The organism is Mycobacterium sp. E2989 (assembly GCF_001667595.1).
Lineage (GTDB): Bacteria > Actinomycetota > Actinomycetes > Mycobacteriales > Mycobacteriaceae > Mycobacterium.
This window is the reverse complement of record NZ_LZJX01000116.1, coordinates 1-685: the sequence shown is the minus strand read 5'-3', so window position 1 is coordinate 685 and position 685 is coordinate 1. Positions and strand designations below refer to the sequence as shown.

Sequence of the window (685 nt, the reverse complement as noted above, 5' to 3'; positions counted from 1 at the left end):
TCGTTCGGCACCAAGACCGGCGAGATCGAGATGGACGGGCAGCGGGTCGCGGTGCCGGTATCGACGGACCAGATGAAGATGATCGCCAAGCTGTCCGGCGGGCAGTCCTACACCGCCGGCACCGTCGACGAGCTGTCCAAGAGCTACAACGCCATCGAGAAGGACATCGGCTACCGCACCGTGCCGGGTCCCGGCAGTGCCGGGTGGTTGCGCCTGGGCGTGCTCACCGCCCTGATCGCGACGGCGCTGGCGCTGCTGATCAACCGGCGGCTGCCGGTCTGATCGCTCAGGAGGGCAGCCGGCGGTTCAGGAACAGGCCGGCCAGGACGGCGCCGGCCATCGCGACGGCCCCCAGCAGCATCCAGGCCAGGCTGGCGTCGCCCTTGACGGTTTCGTAGCCGATCTGGCGCTGCAGGGTCGCGTAGACGTCCTTCAGCGACTCCAGGCTGTCGGCGTGGAACGACTGGCCGTCGGTGATCTCGCAGATCTTCTTCAGCGTCTGATCGTCGACGGGAACCGGGATGGTGGCGCCCTCGTACTCGACGGTGCCGTACGGCGTGCCGAACGAGATCGTCGAGATGGGCACCCCTTCGTCGCGGGCCAGCCGCGCCGCGGTGTAGGCCCCGTCGTGCGGGTCGCTGGGGTTGGACGGCTTGTTCTCCTTGCCGTCGGACAGCAGCACGAT

Annotated in this window: 2 pseudogenes; one reads left to right on the top strand and one right to left on the bottom strand. The window is 68.5% G+C overall.

The window, feature by feature from the left end:
* Positions 1 to 282: pseudogene (locus A5680_RS20840) on the top strand (hypothetical protein); the annotation flags it as partial.
* A 4-nt stretch (positions 283 to 286) separates the two neighbouring features.
* Here A5680_RS20840 and A5680_RS20835 read toward each other — a convergent pair.
* A pseudogene (locus A5680_RS20835) lies at positions 287 to 685 on the bottom strand (hypothetical protein); the annotation flags it as partial.